Consider the following 21,466-nt stretch of genomic DNA (forward strand, 5'->3'; position numbering starts at 1 on the left):
TTCTATGACACTTCATTTATTATTCCTATCATAAAAAAAGTTGGCCTATAAATCTACTTTTTGAGTAAATTTATAACCAACTTTATATATATTTGCTTTAAAATTCCTATTACAGTTGAAAACTTATATTTTTCTCAATAAGAATAAAAAGTATGGTACACCCACTATTGCTACTACAACACCTACCGGAATATCGATTGGTGGATGAATGCCTCTTGCTAAACCATCACTAATTACTAATATTAGTGCGCCAATCAACCCCGACATAGTTGTAATATGAATATGTTTATGTCCTACCATTCGTCTAGCGATATGTGGCGCTATTAGACCTAGGAAGCTTAATCCACCAACGACTGAAATAGAAGCCCCTGCTAAAGTTACAGCTAGAAATAGTAAAATCATTTTAATCATTTTTACTTTCGTACCTAGTGCAATAGCTATATCATCACCAAGCGTTAAAATATCTAACTGATGACAGAAGTAAAATATAACAGGTAATGATAAGATAAACCACGGTAATAATACATATACATTAGACATATTATGTCCATACAAGCTACCTGTTAACCACACTAATGCTGTGTTTGCATCTTGCGGGTTGCGAATTAATAGAAATTGCACAATTGCCGTACAAATCGCTCCAATTGCTAATCCAATCAATGCTAGTTTAGAACCTTGTACATTAAACTTAGAAATTAACGTAGTCAAAATTAAACTAATTACTAATGCACCTGCAAATGAGCCGAAAGGTAAAACAAATAATGGTGCTGACGGAAATAGCATTATAATTGTTACTGCAGAGAGACTTGCTCCCTTAGTTATACCAATAACATCTGGTGAAGCAAGTGGATTTCTAACAACACCCTGTATTAACGACCCCGATATCGCCAAACTACATCCGACGATTAGCGCAAGTAACATTCTCGGCGTACGATATTCATTTAATATAAAATTATCGTGTAATAGTAAGCTTTTTATAACGTTAATCGGATTAATAAATACAGCTCCAACAGAAAGCGATACAATTGACGATACAAGCAACAATATGACAACGATTGTATATTTAAAAGATAAACGTTGAATCATATACGATCCACCCCTCTAACCGTTATTGCTAAGAAATAAAGTGCGCCAATAAATGACGTCACGATACCAACTGGTGATTCAAACGGGTATGTGATTAATCTAGAAAGCACATCAGATAGTAGCAATAAATCAGCACCTATTATCATTGTTAATGGCACCATAAGCTTGTAATCTGTACGAATATAATGCTTTACAATGTGAGGGACAATTAACCCAACAAAACCAATTGGACCTGCAATTGAAACGGATGTTCCTGCAAGAACAATAACCAGCAATCCTGTAACGATTCTAATTACTTTAACATTCTGACCTAGAGCAGTAGCTAAATCTTCACCAAGTTCCATAATCGTCAATTGCCTTGAAATAATTATCGTAGCTATAAATGCCATAACTAACCAAGGTATGATACCGATTATTTGTGCCCATTTTATACTTGATAAAGATCCGACTAACCAAAACATTACCGTTGTTGTAGAATCTTCGTTAAGTAGAATTATGCCTTGCGTTAAACTTGAGAAAAACAAATGAATTGCCATACCAGCTAATGCAAGTTTAACAGGTGTCATTCCTCTAGCTGAACCTGACAATAGATAAACTGTTAATCCACCGATAAATGCCCCAATAAATGCCAACAATGTTGAGTATGCAGTTAGCGCAGGAATAATCATAGTTATTGTAACAATAACAAACGATGCACCTGCGTTAACACCAAAAATTTGTGGTGAAGCAAGTGGGTTTCTCGTCATTGCTTGCATAAGTAAACCGGCTAGACCTAACGCTGCACCTATAAAAAGACCGGCAAGCATTCTAGGCATTCTTACATTATGTATTAAAAAAGTTTGCTTTGTATCTACATGATCCCAAAAATAGTTCTTAAAATCTCCCAAACCTATGTGAGACGAGCCAACACTAAGATTAAAATAAATAATGACAAAAAGCGCACATACACTCACTAAAAAAGTGAGTGTTGTGCGTTTTGACATGTTATGATCTTTTGTGTCGGTCTGACTAACATTTGTTAATTTAGTCATTTACCATTCACCTTACTTTTGTTGTTTATCTTCTTTTTGCTTTTTAGAAATTTCTACTAATTCTTTAGCGATTTGTTCAGAAGAAATTATACCACGCGCTCTCGCCCATGTATTACGATCTACAACTGATACTCTATTATTCTTAACAGCATCTAAGTCTTGCCAAACAGGATCTTTTTCTTGAGATTTCAAGTTAGGATCATTTTCACCTTTATCCGCCATAATAAACATGCGACCAGGGTTAATGTCTGAAAGGACTTCTGAATTTAGTTGTAGGTAAGGTCCTTTAAGATATTTTGAAAGGTGATCAGTTTTTGTTTTATTTAAAGCATTATTGAAACCTAATTCTTTTAATAACTGACCTACATACGTATTATCAGGATGTGCTAACAAACCAGATTTAGCTACTACTGCAGGAAGTACCGGCTGTGATTTGTCCATCGTGATATCTTTACTGTATTTATCCATTAATTCATTATGCTCTTTTAGTCTTTCTTTACCTTTATCTTCTTTACCTACTGCTTTAGCTATTGTTTTAAATGCTTCAAGATTATCTTTATAGTCACTATCAAAACTTGGAAGCATAATTGTCGGAGCTATTTTTTCAAGATCCTTTTTAATACCTTTATGTCGATTGCTATCAGCGATGATTAAATCAGGTTTTTGGTTACTAATTTCTTCTAAGTTTGGTTGCTTACGTGCACCTACTGAAGTATAATCACCAATTTTATTTCTGATAGGTTTTAAAATTCTATTTTTATCTCCATCATCAGCAACACCGACAGGTTTAATATCTAAAGCTGCTAGTGCATCAACAAATGAAAATTCTAATGCTACAACACGTTTTGGATTCTTACCGACTTTAGTTGTCCCACCATCATTTTTAATTGATACTGTTTCCTTGTCGGATTTGTTGCTTTTAGATTTGTCAGAACCGTTATCACTCACACTACCACACGCCGCTAATAAAGCCACAGTTAATGTTAATAACAAGATTCCCATAATCTTATAGCTATGTTTCATTGTCTTCACTCCTTAAATATGTATCATTACATATTTATTTTATTGATAATAATTATCACTGTCAATAAGAAATTGAATGAATATTTAGTTATTTAATATTCATTCGTTTTTAGCGTGTGAAGCTGATGATTCACGCTTTGGACAACTTCATCATATATACATGTTTTAGCTAAATTAGGCATATACATACTATGAGCCAGTGCTTTATAACCGAGACTAAATTGAATTTTATCTCCCACTTGATAATGATCGTGGTTCTCTAAATCTAACATCACATGATCACTTGTTGCACCTAACACCTTAATTTGATGGTGTAATGGTTTGATTTCAGCAACATACGTATCTAAACTTCCAATATCTACAATTGCTTGTAAATAATGTTTACCTGTTGATATATTCACACGTGGTTTAATTTCTACAATCTCTGTTTCTAATATGATTGCGTCTTGATAGAGTGAGGCAATAGGTTGATTCGTCGTTGTCTCGACGCCTCTAAATAATGTTTCTCCGACTCTTAGTTCATTTATTTTTCCTAAATCTGTATAGAGCATTTGAGGTATCAAGCTAGAATTTCCACCTGATACAATTCGAAAGCGCATTTGTGTTTCCATCTCTACTGAATCTACAAATTGATTAATCATCTCGATGTCAAGATCTGTTGGAACTATAGACTGAAAGCACATAAAGTTAAATGCAAGACCAGCAATTGAAACATGATGCATCTTCATAATTTCATTAATGTAATCGACGATGTCATATGTCAAAATACCTTCACGTGCATCTTTCCAATCAACCATCAATAAAATTTTATGCTTCACTTGTTGCTTTGCAGCGATATCGTTGATACGTCGAATTGTTTCAAGTTCAGTTTGAACACTAATTTCAGTGAAACGAACGATATCTTCTAATTCTTGCTGGTTACCTGTGCGAATCATTGTATAACTTATATCCTCATCGACAGTCTTCGTTATATTATCAATTCTCGCATCCGCAAAATGAGTGATGCCTACATCCTTTAATGTTTCAACTATTCGTCTATCGCCACCCACACATTTAATTACTGGTGTAAACTGAATGTTATGACTTGTGAATATTGACTGCAATACACTCGCATTATATTGAATTTTTGATAGATTGATTTTTACTTGTGCCATTTTTTACACCTCTTTATAGATCGGGTTCGTTAAGTCTATAGTGACATATTGTTTAACCTTGCTCTCCATTCTCATACGTAGTAATGATTTTACCGTTATTGTTTTTCCAAATAATACCTCTTTCAACACTTGAGCATGTGCTTTATTAGGATCAATTGCTGCATAAACGATATCACTGACGATACTGTATAAGTTCTCTTCTTCGACTTGCTCATAATTTGAAAAGTGATGTATAAATTCTGCGATTTGATTTTGAATTACAGCATGTTGGAATTTAGCAATTACCGCTTCAATGTTTTCAGCAATTAAACTGGTATTTGTAATATCAATACCCGGTTTAATACGCTGTAATGTAGCAAGGTCAATTCGTGAACCACCTAGGTCTCTAACTATAAATTTCATTTGATAATCAGGTCCAAGATTAACAATTGTATTTTGCATATGGGCTTCTAACGCAATACCATAATCTTGAATATAAGCGATAAGTGGTTCTATTAATGATTTAGCATAGTATTTCATGAATTTTTCAATTGAAGTTACTGTCAATCCTTCACCTAACCAATCCAAATAACTGTCGACTATTACACTATTATCGACCGGGTTCTTGTTCACTAAACTTGCTGTTACTAATGTTGTGCCATTATCCGCTAATACAGGTTGATAACGTACAATACACCCTAAATGTCTTGCGATATCAGGATCCGTCTTTGCATGAATACCATAAGGTTCCATTGAAACTTGGAGTTGTGGATATATATCTAACATATCTTGTAATTCATAACTTAACTTGGGACCATCTACTGTAGTCACAGGTGACACAGTTCTCACAGCGCTTGTAGCTTGGACATTGATTGGCAGTTTAATATGAAATGGTTTGTGAACAAGTTCCATTGTTCTAAATGATAACGTCGCTTTAGATTCAATTTCAAATGGTGTTGGTAATAATTGTCTAGCTTTTATCCATTCAGAAAATTGTTTGACGATAACATTTTCATATTGCCACGGATGAACAAGCAATACATTATAATCATTTAATTCTAATTGGTATGGCTCTAAAAATGCTTTCAATTTATAACGATATTCAGGAATAATAAAATCCAATATAAATTGTTCATCATTTTCCATTGATGTTGTAACACTATCATCTTTATGGATTAACATGACTTTCAATGGAATGATTTTCTCAAATTCTGGCGCATATCGTTTAACTTCATCCTCAGTTAAGGGTAACTTTGTCTTTGATAATGGATGTGTTGGATGACCTTCAACCACTAAACTTTCAGAATAACTTAAATCATTCATCTGACCTGAATCTGTCATATGTTGGATCCATGAGAAAAAATTAATCGTTTCTGGCATCCTTGAGAATTTTAACGTTGCATCAATCAATGATTGCCTATTACAAAAATGTTCATATGTCAGAACAAAGCCATCACGGCAAGATATTAATTCCTGAGTTAACCTTTCACTTATAGGAATATCGAACTTACTGTCTAAAATTTCGATTAATTGTTCTACCGAATCAACTTCATAAGCTTCTTCACCTTTTAAATAACTCAAAGGTCCTTTAAAATCATAGCGCGCCATCGCACTTTTACGAATTTTATTAACTTTTAATAATTGTCCTTTATATTGTAATTCAATTAAACCCTGATATTCATTGACTCGCATTCCATCAGGAAAAATTTGTTCTTTAAGAATCGCATTGATAATACGATATTGCACATTTTTATCTGCACATTTCCATGTTTGATGCTTCATACGACTTTGCCTCCGTCTTTCCTTTGTCTGTTAACAATACCGAATAATAATGAAATAACTAAAGTGCATATACCCATAGCAACAAATGTTTCAACAACCCCTATTAATTCAGCTGCAAAACTCATTAACATTGCTCCTAAAGGAATCATGCCTCTATCCATCATAATTACACTTAATATCTTACCTCTATGTTGCGCTTCCACCTTGTGTTGGAAATAGATTCTATTCGTAGTTCGTGCCCATTGACTAAACAAACCAATAAAGAATATTGCAGTAAATAGTAACAACGTATTACTTGTTATCGTACCTAAAAGCGATACGCCAAATAATGCCGAACTTAAATAATACATTTTTACCATAGAAATTTTCTCTAAAATATTCGGTAAAATCATAGTTGCTATAATGCCACCGATTGCACAACAAGTCATTGCACTACCAAATATTGCGACTTGATTTGGAAATGTTTTATCGGTTAACACTGGTAATAGTGTCGTATATGAAAAGCCTGTTGCCATAATTAATAGTGATGTAATAAAGATACGTGCTCCTACATTATTTTCTTTAAAATAATCAACTACATACTTGAAACTTACTTCTGTATCTACCTTATCAATCTTATGTGTATTAAACGATAATGGTAAACAGAGTAGTAATGAAATAAAGTAACATAGTGCCTGTAATGCAAAACTTATTTCTGAATTATATGTAGCAACAACAAATCCAGCAATTGCCGGACCAATTGATCGACAAATGTTTATTATAAATGAGTGATATGACACAGCTTGTGTCGTTGTTAACCTGTCTGTTAAATCAGGTAATACTGCTTGTCTAACTGGTGTTTCAATTGCACTCATAATGCCTCTTCCTAATGCATAAATTAAGAACACAATTATTGGTAACTTCTTACTTTGAAACGTTAAAATACAAAGTATAGTAGTTAATATAAAGGAAGCTGATATTGAAATTCGTAACAGGTTGCCCCTGTTACATCTATCAGCTAGTGCTCCAGCCCATACACTTATTAATAAGATAGGTACTAACCGGAAAAAATTAATTAAACCTAAGTAAATCGCATTGTGATAAATACTGAATACATACCAATTTAATGTAATTTGTCCAATCCAGTTTCCTAAAAATAATAAGAAAGAACTTGGAAAAAAATACTTCGCCATGAAATTTCACCCGTCTTTTTAATTGATAATAATTATCATTATCGTTATTATAGATTATACAAATATCTTATGCTTTTGTAAAATAATTTTTTAGAGGTGCTTTTATGTATTTAAAAAGAAACAAACACAACTTAATTGAAAATCTTACTATTGATGAACAAAATGCTTTTTATTATTTAAGCACAATAGAAGAAAATTGGGCCAATCAATTTAAGTCAGTGTTATTAGCTAGTAGAGACAAAATATCACAACGACTTATTAGTTCATTACATAGAGAAAATTTAGTAAATAGTCGAGACTATAGTCAAATTATTTCTACCAAATCATTAAACCTTGAAACGGATATACAAACTGATGAAGTATTGCGTATTGATTTTCCCAAGTCTAGTCGTACTTTAATAGCACCAATTACTGGTCAACACGCTTTCGATAGAATCGATGTATCAGGACCTTTCTACTTTGAACAAGACCAAGTAATGACACGTGTGCTACATCCTAAAGAGATATTAGATTGCATATTAATCGAAGCACCAGAATTAAATAATGATGCGAGCGCACAATTTTTAGAGGATATCAATAATAGTGTGGCCAATATGGCTATTGCTATAAGTTTTCAGCATCATACTTTATCTGAAACGACAGCACCTCTATGGGAACTTATAGATCAACATCCCGACAGTTATCTACGTTCTGAGCAATCTGTCGTTGAAGGCCATCCGCTCCATCCAGGTGCAAAGTTAAGAAAAGGTATGACGCCTGAAACTGCAATTAATTATTCATCTGAATTTGCTCAACCAATTCCTATGAAATTTATACTCATCAATAAGCAAATTACACGTACAAGTGCGCTAAATAATCACTTCAATGACGTTGTTTACCAATTATTTAATGGTTTATATGATTTCGCGGTTGAAACTGTAGGACAAGAAGCTATTGATAATTACAATGTCATGGTCGTTCATCCTTGGCAATTTAACGAAATTATTGTTAAAGATTATGCACAAGAACTCAAAACTCAAAGTATTATTCCTTTAAATTACCAGTTGAATTATTTTGCTGGTCTATCCTTCAGAACATTGATGCCTGAACTACCAGTAACTTCGCCACATATTAAATTATCAACCAATGTGCATATAACTGGTGAAATCAGAACATTATCTGAACAGACTACGACAAATGGTCCAAAGGTCACTCAAATACTAAATAACATTAAAGAAAACGACCCACTATTTCATAATATTAATGCAGAAACAATCGATGAATTAGCAGGTATACACTTTTATAATGAAGCGGATGCTACAGCAATTAAAACTTTAAGAAGTGAACAACTTGGTACATTATTCAGAAGAAATATTTACGAAATTATTGATGCGGATGTTACGCCGATCATACCATCAAGTTTAGTAGCAAATTATCCGAACAATTCTGAGGCACCTATTATCTCTTTAATAAAAAAATATACATTAGCACGTTCCTTTGATAATTTTGAAATCGCAAGTATAAATTGGTTTAAACGTTATGGCCAAGCTTTAATTGATATTGCAATTCCATTATTAGTAAAATATGGTATTGCTTTAGAAGCGCATTTACAAAATTCAATCGTGGCATTTAATAAAGATGGTTCACTTAACACCTTATATGTCAGAGATTTTGAAGGATTACGTATTGATGAACCTTTTTTAAATAGTGTTGGATATAGTACAAAGGATTTTCATGAAAAATCACTTATATTAACAGACAAAGCACAAACTGTATTTAATAAAGTTTTTTATTCAAGCATACAAAATCATCTTGGTGAATTAATCACAGCCGTAGCAAAATATAGTGACTCAAATGATTTAGAAGCCCAAATCTGGCATACAATAAGTGATTTAATTGAAGCTAAACTAGATCAAATTGAACAAACTCTAACAGATTCAGAACGTGTAGCAAACTTTAGAGATATCATATTTGCGGAGAAGATAGATTATAAATGTGTAACAACCATGCGTCTAGAAGATGAAGCTGATTATTACACTTATGTTCAAGTAGATAATCCACTTTACAAAAGTAAGTAATTATATAGAAGATAAAAATGAGGGTTATCATATTTTGAAATCACATCATTTACTGCCAATAAAGTATATTGCTTTATTGGCAGTTTTTTTCTATAAATTAAAATACAGGTTAGGATGTTTATTAGGTCCTAACCTGTATTTTTTCGAAATAATTATTTATTCCTATTTAATTAATGTGATAAATTTTTTTAGGTTTTGGTCTTAATCAGTAATAGACTTATTGTAAACCTTTTTGTTCTTTACTTGAGCTTTCATTTTTTTCATTTTTTTGAGCCCATTCTTTTTTAGTCATTACATCTTCAACTCTCATGTTAACTTCAACCACATCTAAACCAGTGATATATTTAACTTGTTCTTTGACTAAGTCTGTTACTTTGCGGAAAATTTTAGGTGCAGACTCACCATATTCTAATACAACTTTTAAGTCTACTGCTGCTTGTTTTTCGCCTACTTCTACACTCACACCTTGAGTAACATTATTGCTACTACCAAATGAATTAGAAATGTTGTCGACGAAACCGCCTTTCATTTCTAAGATACCGTGAACTTCACGTGCAGCAATACCTGCAATTTTTTCTACAACTTCATCTGAGAACGATAATTTATTTGAAAATTGAGGTTCTTGATTTTGTTGTTGTTGTTCTTTTTGTAATTCTTTTTCTTTTTCGTTCACACCAGTTTGGTTGTCATATGCTTGTTTCGCTTTATTGTTATCTACTGCCATAATAAATTCTCCTTTATTATTTAAGTTTTTTATTTTGATTCATTAATTACTTTAAATTTTTAACTCCACCGATTTAAGAAATTTAAAAAATCCTGCTTACGGTCTTTCGTATACCCTATACCTACTCCAATCAAACATAATATGATAATAAGTATTGTACTCCAGAAACCTAAAGTTAAAAATAAAATAGCAATGATTAAGAATGCTAAGAATCCTATAATTCTCCATTTAAAAGTTTTAAAGAAATCAATAACTTGTTGCGTTGAATCTTGACCATTTTGGTTATTATTTTGAGTCATAATTACCCTCCCTTACAACACGCGTTTGCCTGAGGTTTTTTGATCTCTAACATTAACCTCTAATTTTGATACTGGTAATTCAGTAAAATGCTCAACATTTTGTTTTACATCATTTCTTATTTGTTCTGTAAGTGTTTTAACTTGAACATCTCCAGGAACAAAGAAATCCGCTTTTAATGTAATATGTGACTTTTTCTTTTTGTTATATAGCTTAGCTATTACATTAGGTTGACGAATTTCATCATATTTAACAATTGTATCGTAGGCAGTTTTTTCAACTGCTTTACGTGATACGTAAATATGACCATCCTCATAATCTTTATAAAGTCCAGGCTTTCTATACGTAGGTTTAAACAAACTAAATACTAATATTAGACCTATTAATAATAAGAGTGCTGCTAAACCAATTAATGTTGGTACAAACCAATTAAATTGCATGAAATAATCTTGGTATTTAGTAATACGTGAATCTTTAATAAACATAAAGAGTAAAAATCCAACAATTACCACTATTAACAGACCTAAAATAAAATTCTTTATGCGTTTCACCTCGTATGACACCTCCTATGCTTGTATATTTATGTACTTGTCATACCAAAAACATACCCCTAAATTTTCCATCAAAAACATTTTATTGCGTTATATTTTAATTGGTTTCAATAAAACTTGCTTAAACTAATTAAAATTTTCAAATCATTGCTGGTTATTTTCATTTATCTTTTGTTGTGAACCTTTACTTTGTTTCAGCGTATTACTATGATTTGTTCTTGGTTTCTCTTCAGAAATTGCTTTAAATAAGGCGCATATCATAAAGATAATGACCACTGAAAACGGCAATGCAGCAATAATTAACAAGTTTTGTATCGACTGTGTACCTCCAGTATAGATCATGATTACTGCAAATAATGCTAAGATAACACCCCAGCTTATTTTGACAATACCTGAAGGATGAATACTACCTTTTGCACTTAACATACCTAACACATAAGTAGCAGAATCTGCCGAAGTCACAAAGAAAATCATAATAACAACTAATGTGACAATACTCAAAATAAATCCAAGTGGGTAATGCTCCAATGTACTAAATGTAGCTGTTTCTGTTGCTGCCTTAGCAATATTAGCAATATTGTGTTGTTGCAAATAAATAGCTGATGTACCGAATACTGCAAAGAATAAAAAACACACAAACTCCGGTACAAATAAAACACCTAATATAAATTCTTTGATCGTCCTACCACGCGATACTCTTGCAATAAATATACCAACAAATGGTGCCCAAGAAATCCACCATGCCCAATAGAATATTGTCCATTGTTGTAACCATTGATACTTTTCACCACCGCTCTGAGGAATGCGTAAACTCATTTTAAAGAAATTAGCAATATAATCACCTAAAGTATTGGTAAACATATTTAATATATTTAAAGTAGGTCCAACACAAAATAGGACTAATAATACAACAAATGCAAGCAACATATTAATATTACTTAAACTTTTAATACCTTTATCAATACCTGACCAAGCAGACCAAGTAAATAAAATTGTAGCTACAATAATGATAATGACTTGCGTCCCAAAGTTATAAGGAATATCAAATAAAAAGTTCAGTCCCTCATTAATTTGTAAAGCGCCAAAACCAAGTGTAGCTGCTACGCCTGTTACCGTTGCAATGATAGCCAACACATCAATCGCACCACCAATTGGTCCACGCATCGCCTTACTGCCTAATATTGGGGTCAAAGTCGCACTAACTAATCCTGGATATCCCTTATGAAAATTAAAATAAGCAAAGACAAGGCCAACTATGCCATACACTGCCCATGCATGTATGCCCCAATGGAAAAAAGAAAATTGCATGGCTTCGTTAATTGCAGTTTGTGTACCTGCTTTATGTAATGGTGTTAATGTATAGGCATGACTGATTGGTTCAGCTGTTGTCCAAAATACTAATCCAATCCCCATTCCTGCACTAAATAGCATGGCAAACCAAGATTTCAGTGAAAATTCTGGTTCTTCATTATCATCTCCTAAGGTAATTGACGCAAACCTTGAGAATAATAAATAAATGCAAACAATTAAAATAAATAACACTAATAATAAATAATACCAGCCAAAGTGCACAGCTATAAAATTAGTAATGCTCTGTGTCACTTGCTCTAACTGTTTTGGTAAAATTGCTCCATAAATAACGAATAACGTACATATAGATAACGCACACCAAAATACCATCGTGAGTTTCTTACCACTCATTCGTTAATTCCCCTCCCTTAAATCTATATTTGTATTACCCTATCTTATTTTCAATATGCGTATCTTCTATATTTGATAAATTGCAAAAAAATGCCATTCACTTAACTATGATCATAGTCAAATGAATGGCATTTTACATTTATTCTATTGGGTCTTATTCAGCAACTTGGATTACTAACTTGCCAACCATAGAATGGCTTTCTAGTTGTTTATGTGCTTCATATAAATTGTCAACAGTCAACCCTTGTAATACCTTATTAACTGTTGGTTTATATTTACCGGATTCAATTTTATCAGTAATGTCTGATAGTAGCTCATGATGTCGTTGCATATCTTCTGTCTCATGTAATGGTCGTGTGTACATATATTCATGTGTAAATGTGACACTTTTATTTTTAAGTAAATTCAGATCTTGCTTGTCCTTGAACGCTACTATTGTAGCAATCTTACCTCGTGGTTTCACTAATTCTATCATTTTCTCAAAATATCGGTCCGTATCGAAGGTACAGAATATATAATCTACCTCAGAAATTTCATATTTCTCAAATTCTGCACTTAAATCATTTTTATGATTTAGGACAATTTCTGCCCCCATTTCTTTCGACCACTGATGTGTTTCTTCACGAGATGCTGTTGTTATAACATGCAAACCGTGCTGTTTAGCAATTTGGGTAGCAATACTTCCAACACCACCTGCTCCATTAATAATTAAGATTGATTTACCTTTATTATCTTCTGGATTGTGTGAAATATTGAATACATCAAATAATGTTTCTGCAGCTGTTAAACCAGTGAGTGGGATACTGGCTGCTTCAATTGCCGATATATTTTGAGGCTTTCTTGCTACCAAGCGGCTATCTACAATTTGATGTGTTTGATTTGAACCTTGATAAGACGGTGAACCAGAATAATAGACCTCATCACCCACCTGAAAATGTTTGACATTATCGCCTATTGCCTCAACAACACCTACAGCATCAAAGCCTAAAACGCGTGGTGCATTATCAACAGGTGATTGCCTAATCTTAGTATCAACAGGATTAATGCTAATTGCATCTATCTTCACCAATAATTCATATTGCTTTGGTTCTAACGAATTTATTTCAAATTCATAAAATTGATTCCCTTCAGATAAATTAAAAGCGCTATCTGCACCAATTGCTTTCATCACATGCATCTCCTTCATTATTAATTCGTTAATCTGCGACTTTAACTACTTGTTTGCCGAAATTATCACCTGTAAATAAATTACGGAATGCTTGTGGTAAATTTTCAAAACCTTCTTCTACTGTCGTTTTTGTTTTGATTTTATCTTCAGTAACCCATTGTGCTAAATCTTGACTAGCTCGTTTAAAGTCATCTGCATAATTTCCAACAATAAAACCTTTCATTAATGCTTGAGATTTGATTAATGTTGGTTGTATACGAGGACCATATTCAATTTCTGTATCATTGTAACCAGAAATTGCACCACAGACTGGTATTCTGGCAAATTGATTTAAATGTTTAAACACTTCATCCGCAATATCACCGCCAACATTTTCAAAGTAGACATCAATGCCATTAGGGACTGCTTCGCTTAATGCAGTTGCAAAATCTTCGTCTTTATAATCCAATCCTACATCAAAACCTAACGTTTCTGTTAAATATGCCGTTTTTTCAGGTCCACCTGCGATACCAACAACATGTGCACCTTTCAATTTAGCAATTTGTCCAACAACAGAACCAACAGCACCTGAAGCTGCAGATACTACGACAGTTTCACCTTCTTGAGGCTCTCCTATTTTAAGTAAACCATGATAAGCAGTTTGTCCTGGCATGCCTAACACGCTAAGGTAAAGATAAAGAGGTACTTCTGTATTTGAAACTTTTATCACTTTATCTCCTGATATATTTACAACCTTTTGCCAAGGTAGTCCACCAGTGACAATATCACCGGTTTCAAATTGATCATGATTCGATTCTGTTACTCTACCTACCACATGACCATTAAGTGCTTCATCTAATTTGAATGGTTGAACATAAGATTCGCTATCACTCATTCTACCTCTCATATAAGGATCCACTGAAATGTATAGTGCTTCAATTTGAATCTCATTGTCACCTGGCTGCCCTATTTCAACAGTTTCATATCGAAAAATTTCATCTGTAGGTAAACCTACAGGTCTTTTAGCTAATACAATTCTTTCTGTTTTCATTTTTTAGCCTCCATTCACGTCTGTTATCTTTCATTTTATAGTGATTGACGATCTCAATCAATCAAATCGCTTATCTTCAATTTTAACTTCATGTTATGATTTATTAAATTAAACACTTGTTATACGAAGTTATTAAAGGAGGATAATCCGTGAAATTAAGCATCTTGGACTATGTCCCCATCTTTCAAGATTGCAATGCAACAGAAGCATTTAATCACGCCATAGAACTTGTACAGTTGGCTGAGCAATTAAACTATGAAAGATATTGGGTTGCAGAGCATCATCAAGTATATTCAGTTGCTTCTAGTGCACCTGAAATGGTTATGATGGCACTTTTAGAACAAACACAATCAATACAAATAGGTAGTGGTGGCGTCATGTTGGCACATTATAGCCCTTATAAAGTGGCAGAACAATTTAATATTATGGAAGCACGTCACCCTAAAAGAATCAATATTGGGACAGGTCATTCACCCAGCTTTAAAAATGTAAATAAAGCGTTGAACGAACATAAATCACAACCAGTCGATTATGAAACTCAAATTGAAGATTTAATTCAATATTTTAATGGTGACACACAACTTCACCGCTTTAAAAATATCGCTGTTACCCCTAAAGTTGATACTAAGCCTTTAATGTTTATTCTAGGTATGAGTAAAAATAGTGCATCTCTTGCAGCGAAAGAAGGATTACCATTCGTCATTGCTTTAATGGGACAACCAGCTTCTCAGGTTGCGAATGTAATCACACATTATCGACAACAATTCGCAGCATTGCACCCTCAACGTCAAAGTTACGTAATCATTTCTACATTTGTAGTAACTGCCGATAATCAAGAAACCATAAATGATTTAGAAACAGCGCTACACTATTGGTTATTACGTATAAATTACATCGACCAACCACAATTTTATGCTTCACCTCAATATGTAAAAAATAGACCACTTACAAGCAGAGAACAGGAAAAAATGCTACAAAATAAAAAGCGCGTTATTTCTGGTACTCCTAGTGCTGTTTATGCACAATTACAGAATATACAGGATCAATATGGTGCTGATGAAATTATGATTCAACCTCATGTCTATGGGGAAGAAAATCGAAAACAATTACTTCAACTTATTGCAAATGAAAATAAAAAATCAACGTAACTCACCAATAGTTACGTTGATTTTAATTTCTACACTATTTATTCCAAATAAATGCATTAATTTCATCTGCTACTACTTTATAATCATGTAATGCACTATGTTCACCATGTTCCCCTTCAACTTTAAAGGTACGGTAAGAATTCACATAACCATTAAGTAAAGATTTAAGTGATAATGAAGATTGATTTGTCACCTTTCCATCTGAATGTGATCCATCTTGAAGATCTCCATACACATTTAATACATCCACTGACTTTTTAGGATAATTATATTTCATTTGTTGTAAATCTTTATATTCCTTTTTCATTTGATCAGGCTTACCATTTTCATCCAATTTCACCTCATTCGGTTCGTCATTTCTGCCTAATATACCATTATATGGTGCACCCGTATTAACTTGTTTATTTAATTTAGGTAAAGATTCATCTCCAGCATAATTCAACATATAATAGCCTAATGTAAGGTTCCCCATCGAATGTGCTACCATGTTAAATTTACTATATTTAATATGCTGTTCTGTTTCAGTAATGACATTTTTAAACCATTCGGCATTTTTGTTGTAATCCCAATTTTTATTATCTTCAAGAATGATTTGAACAATAGGATGAGGATCATTTTTATCAAATTTACCGTCAAATGTGACTTCACCATCAGCTGATACATGTGCTTTGATTACTTGATTCGTGACACCTTTTTCAATTGCTGAATTTACTAAATAACGCTCTGATTTCTCCGAACCAGAATAACCATGTAAGTAAAATGTCGGCTCAGGTGTTTGTTTTGCTTCTTGGGTAGTTGCTTGTTGTGCCGCGTTAACTTGATTATGTACTGTCATTAAATATAACAGTGACATTATAGTAAATATGACTATAATACTACTGATAATCATTCTTCTAAAAACACTATTTTTTTGTAATATCAATCTCGAAACACCTCTTATAAAAATATTAGTATATAAATATGCTATACACTATATATTTCATACCCTAGAATATTGTGGTTATCCTTTTCCTATAAAAGATTTAAACGAACTACATATTAGGTTAAAAAAGTTTACAAAAAAAGCCCCCAACAAAGTTGGGAGCTTCTTGAAACATCGTAGTTCGTATGAACCAACAATTAACGTTTTGAGAATTGTGGTGAACGACGTGCTTTTTTAAGACCTGGTTTTTTACGTTCTTTCATACGTGGGTCACGAGTAAGTAATCCAGCGCGTTTTAAAGAACCTCTGTATTCAGGATCTGCTTCTAATAATGCACGAGCAATACCGTGGCGGATTGCTTGAGCTTGTCCAGTGAAACCACCGCCAGAAACGTTAACTAATACATCATAGTTACCTTTAGTTTCTGTTACATCAAATGGTTGGTTTATGTCTAAGATTAATGATTCGAATGGTAAGTAGCTACGTACGTCACGGTTATTAACTGTGATGTTACCTTCACCTGGTACTAAACGTACACGTGCTACTGAGTTTTTACGACGGCCTGTGCCTTTATATTCAACTTGTGCCAATGTAATTTCCTCCTTCTAATTAACCACGTAACTCGTAGTTTTCTGGTTGTTGTGCAGCGTGTGGATGTTCAGCGCCACCATATACAAATAATTTTTTACCTTGTTTTTCGCCTAAACGAGTGCTTGGTAACATACCTTTAATTGAGTTTTCAATTAAACGTTCTGGGTTAGTTGCTTTTAACTCACCAGCAGTGATTGATTTAATACCGCCTGGGTGGTTTGAGTGACGGTAATAAACTTTATCTTGTTCTTTATTACCTGTGAATTGAATTTTTGAAGCGTTGATGATGATTACATAGTCACCAGTATCAACGTGTGGTGTATAAGTTACTTTATTTTTACCGCGTAAAATAGATGCTACTTCTGATGATAAACGACCAAGTGTTTGACCTTCAGCATCAATCACATACCATTTGCGCTCAATGTTTGATTCATTTGCCATAAATGTTTGACGCATAATATTGTCCTCCTAGAGTAAATAAATAAGATTTCATATTTAATAGTAGTATACTTTTAAATCGTAAATTTCATTTATTTTATTAATTTTGTTCTACGTGCTTCTATATCTTGTAACACAATAAGATTCCGGGGCTTATCGTGGGTGATATAAAACAATACCGTTAGTAATCGTATAATTTTTATGTCATTTTGTCAATGTAATTTAGTGATTTTCTAAAGAAATTTTTTACTAAAATTTCATACTAAACTTCATATGTCGCAATGAGTTCATCCAATGTGAGGTATATGCGTTCCAAGTACAACCCTTCCGGGGGTGCAGTAAAAGGAATTTGCTTTCTATCTTTCGCTTCTAACAGCTTTGGAATTTCCTCAGGTTCTCTCTTTCCTTTACCGACCTCGATTAGAAATGCTACTAATACTCTCACCATATTATATAGAAATCCCGAACCAGTTACAACGTAATCGAAGCCGTCAGCAGTTTTTATTATTTTACTTCCATACAAAGTACGGACTCTACTTTCTGTTTCCGTTTTTTGCGAACAGAAACCTGTAAAGTCATGAGTACCTATAAAAAATTGAGCCGCTCTATTCATTTTTTCTAAATCTAGTTGTTCAGGTAAATGTGTTTTCAATCCACTTTGAAAAGGGTCCTTAGTTTCAGACTGATATACTTTATAGCGATAAGACTTCCCTACGCAATCATATCTGCAATGAAAGTGTTCATCTACTATGGTTACATCTTTAACATAAACATCACCTGGCAACGCTCTATTCATAGCGTATTTCCATTGTTGCGCCGGTATGTTGAGTTCTGTATCAAAGTGAAAATATTGTTCAAGTGCATGTACACCTCGATCTGTTCGACTTGTTGGGTGTATTCTCACATGACGTTTATGAATACGTTTAAGAATTTTTTCGAATAACTGTTGTACAGTTCTTCCATTTTGTTGTATTTGAAAACCTAAAAATTGGCTTCCTTGATATGATATATTTACCAAAACACGCATGCTTTACACTCCTATAACTTTCAATGCAATTAATATTAAAGCAATTGGTATTAGGATTACAAGTGTCAATGTGTCTTGCAATTGCCATTGCAACCTTCGATAACTTGTGCGTTGTTTATTCGTGTCATAACCCCTAACTTCCATCGCAATTGCTAAATCCTCTGCACGTTGAAAAGCTGAAACAAACAAAGGAATTAATAATGGTACAAAGGCTTTAATACGATTTGCAATGCTACCAGAACTAATCTCTGATCCTCGTGATTTTTGTGCAAGTATAATTTTATCTAATTCGTTCATTAGAGTTGGTATAAATCTAAGTGCAATTGACATCATCATACTGAGTTGATGTACTGGAATTTTAATCCATTTTAATGGATTTAATAATCTTTCAAATGCATCTGTTAAATCAATCGGACTTGTTGTCAAAGTCATAACCGTAGAAATCATGATTATAAACATTAATCTTAAGACTATATAAATCCCTTCTAATATGCCTGCTGTATCAATTGAAATAAAGGCTATCTCTATTAAACGCGTGCCACCTTTTGTTAAAAATAAATGCATGGCAAAGGTAAAGATTAAAAATATCCATATAGGTGTTAAACCTTTTACCAAAAACCATAATTTGATTTTTGATAAACGTACAATTATGCCTATCAATAGTAATAACCATAAGTATGTAGCAAAACTATGTGCAATAAAAATCAATATAATAAATACCATGACAAATATCAGTTTTGCTCGTGGATCAAGTCTGTGTATTAATGTATCAAGTGGCAAATAACGTCCAATAATAAACTTATCTTTCATTTTTCGTCCACTCCTTATACATCGCTACAAATTCATCCTCTGTTAAAGCTACATGATTAAACTTCATTTGATACTTGCTTTCAATATCACGTTGCAATTTCACGATATCAGGAACGTCGAGGTTTAGCTGTTCCACGTAGTTTGAATTACTAAATAGTGCTCGTGGTGAACAGGACTCTATTATCTTACCGTCTCGCATTATTTTAACTTCGTCAGCATAACGAGCCACATCATTCATCTCATGTGTAACTAAAACGATAGTCTTTTTATGTCTAATCTGTAAATTTTTAATCAATTGCATAATTTGCTTTTGGCTTTTTGGATCCAAACCAGCAGTTGGTTCATCAAGTATTACAATATCAGGATTCATTGCTAAAATGGATGTTAAGGCTATTTTACGCATTTGACCACCTGACATTTGAAATGGAGATTGCTCTAATACATCTCTACTAAAACCAAAGTCTAATAATAAACGAAAGGCTCTTTCTTTAACTTCTGACAATGGCATATTAAAATTATTAGGGCCAAATAATATTTCTCTCTCTACTGTGTCTTCAAATAATTGAGATTCGGGGAATTGGAACACAACTCCTACACGCTTTCGTACGGGCATCAAATACTTATCCTTAGTCTTAGGTGTAATCTGTATATCATTAACCGTCAACGAGCCCTGAGTGGGCTTTAAAAGGCCATTGAAATGTTGTATTAATGTCGATTTACCAGAACCAGTCCGTCCGATGACTGCATAATACTTGCCTTGCTCAAATTCTGTTATGATATCTTTTAGTACTAAATGTTCAAAAGGTGTTCCCTTTTGATACACATAACTTACTTTATTAAAATTTACTGTCATAGTTCACTTAACAACCTTTCATAAGTGATATACTCTGACTCTCCTCTAATCAATTGGTTGATCCTCATTGCAAACGGCAAATCTAATCCAATTTTCGTGAGCGCTTCTCCATGGCTAAATACTTCTTGGGGGGTCCCAATTTGAAAGACACTACCTTCATTCAATACCACCATTTGATCTGATTCAGCAGCTTCTGATAAATCATGCGTAATTGAAATTATAGTCACATCTTTCTCAGAATTTAACCGTCTGATTAATTTAAGTAATTCAGTTCTTCCTACTGGATCTAACATAGAAGTTGCTTCATCTAAAATAATAACTTCAGTATTAAGCGCTAATACACCAGCAATTGCTACACGTTGTTTCTGACCACCAGACAAAGATTGAGGTTCATAATTTAAACGATCTAACATATCAACATCACTAAGCACTTTAGGTACAATTTCATGCATAGATTCGTGAGATACAGCATTATTTTCTAATCCAAATGCAACATCATATTCCACTGTTGCACCAACAAATTGATTTTCAGGATTTTGAAACACTATCCCAATATGATTTCTCAACTCACTTAAATGCTCAGGGTTTATACACTGATGATTATAATAAATATCTCCTGTCAGAGGTTTTTGTATTCCAATCATCAATTTTGCCACTGTAGATTTTCCAGATCCATTGTGACCGACAATCGATGTCCACTTACCTTTAGGTATATCAAAGGATACATCATTTAATGCAAATGGTTCGTCACTATTATATTTAAATGATACATGATTAAATTTAATTATACTATCCATTGATTCCATATCGATTGCCTCCCTTTACATTTAAAATTAGTATACTTTATCCATTTTACATGAAAATGAATCATATTGCATTCTCTGATTCCTATGTACTGCTTATGCATGCATCTATGCATGTA

Annotated in this window: 21 protein-coding genes; 2 read left to right on the plus strand and 19 right to left on the minus strand. The window is 33.2% G+C overall.

Features of this window, described 5'->3' with window-relative positions:
• Nucleotides 1–123: 123 nt before the first annotated feature.
• The 6 genes from SH09_RS07555 to SH09_RS07580 all read right to left on the minus strand — a co-directional run bounded on the left by SH09_RS07555 (nucleotide 124) and on the right by SH09_RS07580 (nucleotide 7,227).
• A complete protein-coding gene (locus SH09_RS07555) occupies nucleotides 124–1,086 on the minus strand; it encodes an iron chelate uptake ABC transporter family permease subunit (protein WP_042739049.1) in 963 nt (320 codons plus the stop codon).
• The gene (locus tag SH09_RS07560) at nucleotides 1,083–2,117 is read right to left on the minus strand and encodes a FecCD family ABC transporter permease (RefSeq protein ID WP_042739050.1); all 1,035 of its coding nucleotides are present in this window, start codon (nucleotides 2,115–2,117) and stop codon (nucleotides 1,083–1,085) included. Before SH09_RS07560 ends, SH09_RS07555 begins: the two co-directional genes overlap by 4 nt.
• A 12-nt stretch (nucleotides 2,118–2,129) precedes the next feature.
• Entirely contained in the window at nucleotides 2,130–3,140 is a 1,011-nt protein-coding gene (locus SH09_RS07565) for an ABC transporter substrate-binding protein (RefSeq protein WP_042739051.1), read from the minus strand.
• A 92-nt stretch (nucleotides 3,141–3,232) separates the two neighbouring features.
• Nucleotides 3,233–4,294 (minus strand): alanine/ornithine racemase family PLP-dependent enzyme, encoded by a 1,062-nt coding sequence (locus SH09_RS07570; RefSeq protein WP_042739052.1) that lies wholly within the window; start codon nucleotides 4,292–4,294, stop codon nucleotides 3,233–3,235.
• A gap of 3 nt (nucleotides 4,295–4,297) precedes the next feature.
• On the minus strand, nucleotides 4,298–6,055 hold the full coding sequence (locus SH09_RS07575; RefSeq protein ID WP_042739053.1) for an IucA/IucC family protein: 1,758 nt from the start codon (nucleotides 6,053–6,055) through the stop codon (nucleotides 4,298–4,300).
• A complete protein-coding gene (locus tag SH09_RS07580; protein WP_042739054.1) occupies nucleotides 6,052–7,227 on the minus strand; it encodes an MFS transporter in 1,176 nt (391 codons plus the stop codon). Before SH09_RS07580 ends, SH09_RS07575 begins: the two co-directional genes overlap by 4 nt.
• 104 nt (nucleotides 7,228–7,331) lie before the next feature.
• On the opposite strand from SH09_RS07580, the gene SH09_RS07585 reads away from it, so the two are divergent.
• Nucleotides 7,332–9,284, plus strand: coding sequence for an IucA/IucC family protein (locus SH09_RS07585; RefSeq protein ID WP_042739055.1), 1,953 nt, complete (start codon nucleotides 7,332–7,334; stop codon nucleotides 9,282–9,284).
• Between the two features lie 217 nt (nucleotides 9,285–9,501).
• Here SH09_RS07585 and SH09_RS07590 read toward each other — a convergent pair whose 3' ends face one another.
• From SH09_RS07590 to SH09_RS07615, 6 genes are all read right to left on the minus strand, one after another.
• Nucleotides 9,502–10,008, minus strand: coding sequence for an Asp23/Gls24 family envelope stress response protein (locus SH09_RS07590; protein WP_042739056.1), 507 nt, complete (start codon nucleotides 10,006–10,008; stop codon nucleotides 9,502–9,504).
• 59 nt (nucleotides 10,009–10,067) lie between these two features.
• A complete protein-coding gene (locus tag SH09_RS07595) occupies nucleotides 10,068–10,307 on the minus strand; it encodes a DUF2273 domain-containing protein (protein ID WP_042739057.1) in 240 nt (79 codons plus the stop codon).
• A gap of 12 nt (nucleotides 10,308–10,319) precedes the next feature.
• Nucleotides 10,320–10,856 carry an alkaline shock response membrane anchor protein AmaP gene (gene amaP, locus SH09_RS07600; protein ID WP_042739058.1) on the minus strand — a complete coding sequence of 179 codons (537 nt, stop codon included), beginning with the start codon at nucleotides 10,854–10,856 and terminating at the stop codon, nucleotides 10,320–10,322.
• A gap of 144 nt (nucleotides 10,857–11,000) precedes the next feature.
• Nucleotides 11,001–12,557 (minus strand): BCCT family transporter, encoded by a 1,557-nt coding sequence (locus tag SH09_RS07605; RefSeq protein WP_042739059.1) that lies wholly within the window; start codon nucleotides 12,555–12,557, stop codon nucleotides 11,001–11,003.
• A gap of 154 nt (nucleotides 12,558–12,711) precedes the next feature.
• Nucleotides 12,712–13,725, minus strand: coding sequence for a zinc-binding alcohol dehydrogenase family protein (locus SH09_RS07610; protein ID WP_042739060.1), 1,014 nt, complete (start codon nucleotides 13,723–13,725; stop codon nucleotides 12,712–12,714).
• A gap of 28 nt (nucleotides 13,726–13,753) precedes the next feature.
• Nucleotides 13,754–14,755, minus strand: a complete 1,002-nt coding sequence (locus SH09_RS07615; RefSeq protein ID WP_042739061.1) for an NADP-dependent oxidoreductase — start codon at nucleotides 14,753–14,755, stop codon at nucleotides 13,754–13,756.
• Nucleotides 14,756–14,904: 149 nt separating this feature from the next.
• Here SH09_RS07615 and SH09_RS07620 point away from each other — a divergent pair, with 149 nt between their 5' ends.
• Entirely contained in the window at nucleotides 14,905–15,903 is a 999-nt protein-coding gene (locus tag SH09_RS07620) for an LLM class flavin-dependent oxidoreductase (protein ID WP_042739062.1), read from the plus strand.
• Nucleotides 15,904–15,937: 34 nt separating this feature from the next.
• Here the strand turns inward: SH09_RS07620 and SH09_RS07625 are convergent, their stop codons facing one another.
• The 7 genes from SH09_RS07625 to SH09_RS07655 all read right to left on the minus strand — a co-directional run bounded on the left by SH09_RS07625 (nucleotide 15,938) and on the right by SH09_RS07655 (nucleotide 21,350).
• Nucleotides 15,938–16,825, minus strand: a complete 888-nt coding sequence (locus SH09_RS07625) for an alpha/beta hydrolase (protein WP_052495423.1) — start codon at nucleotides 16,823–16,825, stop codon at nucleotides 15,938–15,940.
• A 197-nt stretch (nucleotides 16,826–17,022) separates the two neighbouring features.
• On the minus strand, nucleotides 17,023–17,415 hold the full coding sequence (gene rpsI / locus SH09_RS07630; RefSeq protein WP_042739063.1) for a 30S ribosomal protein S9: 393 nt from the start codon (nucleotides 17,413–17,415) through the stop codon (nucleotides 17,023–17,025).
• Nucleotides 17,416–17,434: 19 nt separating this feature from the next.
• On the minus strand, nucleotides 17,435–17,872 hold the full coding sequence (gene rplM, locus SH09_RS07635) for a 50S ribosomal protein L13 (protein ID WP_042739064.1): 438 nt from the start codon (nucleotides 17,870–17,872) through the stop codon (nucleotides 17,435–17,437).
• A 244-nt stretch (nucleotides 17,873–18,116) separates the two neighbouring features.
• Complete coding sequence (gene truA / locus SH09_RS07640) at nucleotides 18,117–18,881, minus strand: tRNA pseudouridine(38-40) synthase TruA (RefSeq protein WP_042739065.1); 765 nt, start codon at nucleotides 18,879–18,881, stop codon at nucleotides 18,117–18,119.
• Between the two features lie 3 nt (nucleotides 18,882–18,884).
• Complete coding sequence (locus tag SH09_RS07645) at nucleotides 18,885–19,691, minus strand: energy-coupling factor transporter transmembrane component T family protein (protein WP_042739066.1); 807 nt, start codon at nucleotides 19,689–19,691, stop codon at nucleotides 18,885–18,887.
• A complete protein-coding gene (locus SH09_RS07650; RefSeq protein WP_042739067.1) occupies nucleotides 19,681–20,544 on the minus strand; it encodes an energy-coupling factor transporter ATPase in 864 nt (287 codons plus the stop codon). Before SH09_RS07650 ends, SH09_RS07645 begins: the two co-directional genes overlap by 11 nt.
• Nucleotides 20,541–21,350, minus strand: coding sequence for an energy-coupling factor transporter ATPase (locus SH09_RS07655; RefSeq protein WP_042739068.1), 810 nt, complete (start codon nucleotides 21,348–21,350; stop codon nucleotides 20,541–20,543). The genes SH09_RS07650 and SH09_RS07655 overlap by 4 nt, the downstream gene beginning before the upstream one ends.
• Between the last annotated feature and the right edge of the window lie 116 nt (nucleotides 21,351–21,466).

Origin of the sequence: Staphylococcus gallinarum (assembly GCF_000875895.1) — a bacterium.
GTDB classification, from domain to species: Bacteria; Bacillota; Bacilli; order Staphylococcales; family Staphylococcaceae; genus Staphylococcus; species Staphylococcus gallinarum.

Bases quoted from the DNA above. Each gene is read 5' to 3' on its own strand.
- SH09_RS07580 (WP_042739054.1), bottom strand. From the start codon at position 7,227: ATGGCGAAGTATTTTTTTCCAAGTTCTTTCTTATTATTTTTAGGAAAC.
- SH09_RS07650 (WP_042739067.1), bottom strand. From the start codon at position 20,544: ATGACAGTAAATTTTAATAAAGTAAGTTATGTGTATCAAAAGGGAACA.
- SH09_RS07585 (WP_042739055.1), top strand. From the start codon at position 7,332: ATGTATTTAAAAAGAAACAAACACAACTTAATTGAAAATCTTACTATT.
- SH09_RS07655 (WP_042739068.1), bottom strand. From the start codon at position 21,350: ATGGAATCAATGGATAGTATAATTAAATTTAATCATGTATCATTTAAA.
- SH09_RS07610 (WP_042739060.1), bottom strand. From the start codon at position 13,725: ATGAAAGCAATTGGTGCAGATAGCGCTTTTAATTTATCTGAAGGGAAT.
- SH09_RS07615 (WP_042739061.1), bottom strand. From the start codon at position 14,755: ATGAAAACAGAAAGAATTGTATTAGCTAAAAGACCTGTAGGTTTACCT.
- SH09_RS07565 (WP_042739051.1), bottom strand. From the start codon at position 3,140: ATGAAACATAGCTATAAGATTATGGGAATCTTGTTATTAACATTAACT.
- SH09_RS07595 (WP_042739057.1), bottom strand. From the start codon at position 10,307: ATGACTCAAAATAATAACCAAAATGGTCAAGATTCAACGCAACAAGTT.
- SH09_RS07605 (WP_042739059.1), bottom strand. From the start codon at position 12,557: ATGAGTGGTAAGAAACTCACGATGGTATTTTGGTGTGCGTTATCTATA.
- SH09_RS07645 (WP_042739066.1), bottom strand. From the start codon at position 19,691: ATGAAAGATAAGTTTATTATTGGACGTTATTTGCCACTTGATACATTA.
- SH09_RS07560 (WP_042739050.1), bottom strand. From the start codon at position 2,117: ATGACTAAATTAACAAATGTTAGTCAGACCGACACAAAAGATCATAAC.
- SH09_RS07590 (WP_042739056.1), bottom strand. From the start codon at position 10,008: ATGGCAGTAGATAACAATAAAGCGAAACAAGCATATGACAACCAAACT.
- truA (WP_042739065.1), bottom strand. From the start codon at position 18,881: ATGCGTGTTTTGGTAAATATATCATATCAAGGAAGCCAATTTTTAGGT.
- SH09_RS07570 (WP_042739052.1), bottom strand. From the start codon at position 4,294: ATGGCACAAGTAAAAATCAATCTATCAAAAATTCAATATAATGCGAGT.
- SH09_RS07555 (WP_042739049.1), bottom strand. From the start codon at position 1,086: ATGATTCAACGTTTATCTTTTAAATATACAATCGTTGTCATATTGTTG.
- rplM (WP_042739064.1), bottom strand. From the start codon at position 17,872: ATGCGTCAAACATTTATGGCAAATGAATCAAACATTGAGCGCAAATGG.
- SH09_RS07575 (WP_042739053.1), bottom strand. From the start codon at position 6,055: ATGAAGCATCAAACATGGAAATGTGCAGATAAAAATGTGCAATATCGT.